The following is a 3,950-nucleotide window of genomic DNA, read 5'->3' on the forward strand; positions in this document are numbered from 1 at the left end:
GGCAGGACCCTGACACCTTCGAGATGTTCCGACTGGCCACATAACCCCAAGACTGTGCCGAACTCGGCACTCTTGAGTCCAAAGGATAGGTGTCCGTTTTCGCGGGTCAACTTCACTCGCGGCCGAAGTCGAGCGCGGCATCGGCGATGAGCCCGCGCTGCACGACCTGCTGGCCTGGGTGAGCGCCGACTGCACGGCCAAGCGCCCCCAGCGTTCGCGTCTGCGATCCGACCTGAGGATGCCAGCCCGACGCTGATCGAGCAGTTGCTGCAGCGCGTCGGCGGCAGCAGCTACGACCGCAAGATGATCGCCGAGGCGGGCATCGATGCCGGCGCACAGAACCCCGACATGCCCACGCGTGGCCTCTGCCAGGCCGAAGGCGACAACGGCATTACGACACGCTACCTGGCCGACATCGACGGTCCTTGGCTGGTGGCGCATGCGGCGGCCGACTTCCGGTGCGGCATGCAGGCGCTGGCGCGCTATCTGAGCGTCTATACCAACTACAGCTACGCCGAGTACCGCTACTCGAGCCTGTGGCTGCTGCTCGGCCATGTGCTGCGCATGCCGCGCGCCGATGCCGGGCCGTGGCTGCGGGAGGCGGTGATCAGGATCCTCGGCTCGGCGCTGGGGGGCGCGAGCGTCGAGTTCGAGGAGGCCGTGCCCGTGGCTGTGCAGGCGCTGCGCGCCGCTGCGGGTGACGACGCCGCGCGCGCGGCGCTGGAGCGGCAGGCCGATGACCTTGCCGCGGCTGCGGTGGCGCTGATGCCGGGCCGCGACCGCGTGAGCAGCGACACCTGGGGCTACGAGAAGCGCCGCCTGCTTGCCCACGCGCAGGCGCTGGGGTGGCTTCTCGGCGATTGCGAGCGGGCGCGCACGTTGATCGACGTTTCGCTCCGGCTGGCCGACTCGGGATTCGCCGGCTACCAGGCGATGGTCTGCATGACGCTGGCGGAGACGGCGCTGGTCGTCGGCGAAGGCGAGTGGCTGCCCTTGATCGACGACGCGTTGAAGCAAGCGCAACTCGCCGCACACAACGTGCAGGACATTACCTTCTGCGCCCGCCTCACGGCCCGCGTCAACGCCTTGCGACGCTACTGGTGGACTCCTTTCGCACTCGGGCCGCGCGCGCGTCAGCTCGGCGACGGCGTTCCGCGCACGGAGTTCGCCGCCCTACATCGTGTGGGACATTATTACGAAGGCCGGCGCTCCGACGCTCTGCTGTGGCCCGCCTGGGCCGCGGACGACAGCAGCTTCGAGTTGCTGGCGCGGCGCTATCAGCGTCTGAAGGACGACTTCCTGCGCCTGAACGGTGCCGATCGGCGGCTCAATCCCGGCGAGGACGTGGCGGTGCCTGACGTCGGTCTCGTGCCGCACCTGGCGGCACGGCTGGCCGCCGAGATACTGGCGCAAGCGCAAGGGCTTCCGCTTCAGGCCGAGCAGGTGGCGCTGCTGCGCATGCTGGTACCGCATGCACTGCCGAGCGCGACTGCGCTCGATGCCGTGCTCGCCCGCGTGGTGCTGGCCGAAGGCCGCCGTGAAGCGGCCCCGAGTGCGAACGACATCCAGGCGCTCATGGCGCATCTTGCACGAAGGCCGGCGGCCGAAGCGAACGTAGGCGCGAGCGAACTGATCGCAACCCGGCTGCCCGCATGAGCCGGGCGCCCGTTTCGCACTTCAGCCACCCGCGGCCATGCAACGAGCGGGTTCAAGTGCAACGACGCCGGGAAGGTGGTACCGAAAGTCGCGACAGGCCACCGTCGTCGCGGTTATCGCTATGCCGGATCGCACCTTCGATCGCCGCTCCTGCCTGGCGTTCGTTCAGCACTATCGGTTGGTTATAGACAATGCCGTGTTGATCCAGCACGTGCGTATACATCCCTACCGCATGCGTGCGACGTCGCGGATCGCGCCCGACCATAGAAACATCAGGCGCTCTGCGCCAGTGCGGATGCGACTCGGATGCCTCTCTTAGCTGCCGAGCCCCAGACGGACAGACCGGGCGAGATCATCGAGCTGAAATGGTTTGCGCAAGATCGTGAGGCCCTTTTCGGCCAGCTTCGAAGTATCGACATCCGCGTAACCGGTTGCGAGAATCACCGGGAGATCGGCGCGCAGCTTTCGAGCCTGCGCGATCATCTCCATCCCGTTCATGCCTGGCATCGCAAAGTCGACCATTAGCAGATCGGGATCGTCATCTGCAAGCCGCCCTAGGCCGCTCGGTCCGTCCGGGGCATTGGTGACCGTATAACCCAGCATCTTCAGGCATTCAACGATCATGGTGCGTACATCCTCGTCGTCCTCGACAACCAGAATACGCTTCCCACTCGCCGCACTCTGCTCCGGGTCGGCCTCGGCCTTCATCTCGGACAGGTCCTTCGCTCCGAGTGGAAGCCATATTTGAACCGTCGTCCCTTTTCCTTGTTCGCTATCGATGCGAGCGGTACCGCCCGCCTGTCGGGCGATTCCATATACCTGGCTTAAACCCAGTCCTGTGCCCTTTCCGACAGGTTTGGTTGTGAAGAAAGGATCGAAAACCCGCGATATCACGCTCGCCGGGATCCCTGAGCCGGAATCACTCACCTCCACTACGACATACTGCCCCGACGTAAAGGTCGCGTCCGGCGCCGGCCGCGTTCCCGTGCGTATAGCCAGGTCACCGCCGTTGGGCATCGCGTCTCGCGCATTGATCGCCAGGTTGAGAATGGCCAACTCGAGCTGGTTGGCATCCGCCCGAGTCCACAGTTCGTCGCCTTCGAAAGCGGTTGTGTATTTGATCGACGAGCCCAGCGAAATGGAAATGATGTCGCGCATTCCCTGAAGCAGAACGATGACGTTGACCGCTTTCAGATCGAGGTTGCTGGTGCGGGAGAAGGCGAGGAGCTGGCCTGTGAGCTTCGCGCCACGCTCGGTTGCCCGCTTAGTGGTCGCGGCCATATTGCGGATTCGTTCATCGCCGCTGATGCGCGCGATGAGCTCCGCATTGGCCATGATGACATTTAATAGATTGTTGAAGTCGTGCGCAATGCCCCCTGTCAATTGCCCGAGCGCTTCCATTTTTTGTGATTGAACCAGGACCGCCTGGACCTTTGCGCGCTCGTGGATTTCCTTCATCAACCGGTTGTTAGCGGACGCGAGTTCCTCGGTCCTGTCGGCAATGCGGGTCTCGAGCGAATCGTTTAGGCGCTCGAGCGCCTCTTGGGCCTTCGCTCGCTCCAAAAGATGTTGATGCGACTCGGCAAGGTGTCCGCGAGAATCATACTGCCTGGCTCGTGCGCGAAGGGACGACGCGACCGCTCGGCGCAGCGTCTCCGAATTCAACGGACGCTCGAGGACCACAACGTTACCAAGCTCTTCCAGCGCCCGCAGGCTTCGTGCCGAGCGCCGCTCGACCCGCTTTCCGGCGAGCACGATGATCGGAAAGTCGGACCAGGGGGGTTGCCGTCTGAGCCAGGCCAATAGATTGACGGCGGCGTCGACCAACAACGCTTCCTCGGTAATGACAGCAACTCCTGCGCCGTCCGCCAACTCGGCCGCCAGCACGCCTAAGTCGTCGCATGCGAAGCATTCACGGCCGTCCGCCGCCAACACGTCCGCGATCACATGAGCGTCGCGGCCGAACGGAGCTAATATCAGAACCCGATGCTCCATGGTCTTACTGTCGTGCTGGGTCGAGACCAGCAAATGGCGGCGTTAGCATGGCCGTGCCACCCGTGTATGCCGGCAAGCCGCTCAGAATGCCCTCAAAGTCCCGCAACGCCTCCCCGACATCTAACGAGGCTCCGCCTCAGACCGACGAGTTGTACGGGTGACTGCGGAGCGCTGGCGGTGTAAGGTGGCTCCGGTCGAGCCGGCTGGGACGTGCCCAGCGATGTACGAGCTCGAAGCTCAATGGGTCCGAAGACCCGTGGACGACCGGAGCCAATCATGACGTTATCACAGAGTGTGTG

The 3,950-nt window shown here is 64.3% G+C and carries 2 protein-coding genes and 1 pseudogene; 1 reads left to right on the forward strand and 2 read right to left on the reverse strand.

The annotated features are described in order from the left end of the window. The first annotated feature begins 264 nt into the window (after nucleotides 1-264). Complete coding sequence (locus AWB81_RS40950) at nucleotides 265-1,656, forward strand: hypothetical protein (RefSeq protein ID WP_062644138.1); 1,392 nt, start codon at nucleotides 265-267, stop codon at nucleotides 1,654-1,656. Between the two features lie 106 nt (nucleotides 1,657-1,762). Here the strand turns inward: AWB81_RS40950 and AWB81_RS40955 are convergent. Together AWB81_RS40955 and AWB81_RS40960 are read right to left on the reverse strand one after the other, a co-directional pair. Continuing rightward, a pseudogene (locus AWB81_RS40955) lies at nucleotides 1,763-1,981 on the reverse strand (Tn3 family transposase); the annotation flags it as partial. Next, nucleotides 1,972-3,651: an ATP-binding protein gene (locus AWB81_RS40960; RefSeq protein ID WP_062644141.1), complete on the reverse strand. Its 1,680-nt coding sequence runs from the start codon at nucleotides 3,649-3,651 to the stop codon at nucleotides 1,972-1,974. The gene AWB81_RS40960 and the pseudogene AWB81_RS40955, both read right to left, overlap by 10 nt. Nucleotides 3,652-3,950: the final 299 nt, after the last annotated feature.

It is taken from the genome of Caballeronia arationis (genome assembly GCF_001544975.2).
Taxonomy (GTDB): Bacteria; Pseudomonadota; Gammaproteobacteria; order Burkholderiales; family Burkholderiaceae; genus Caballeronia; species Caballeronia arationis.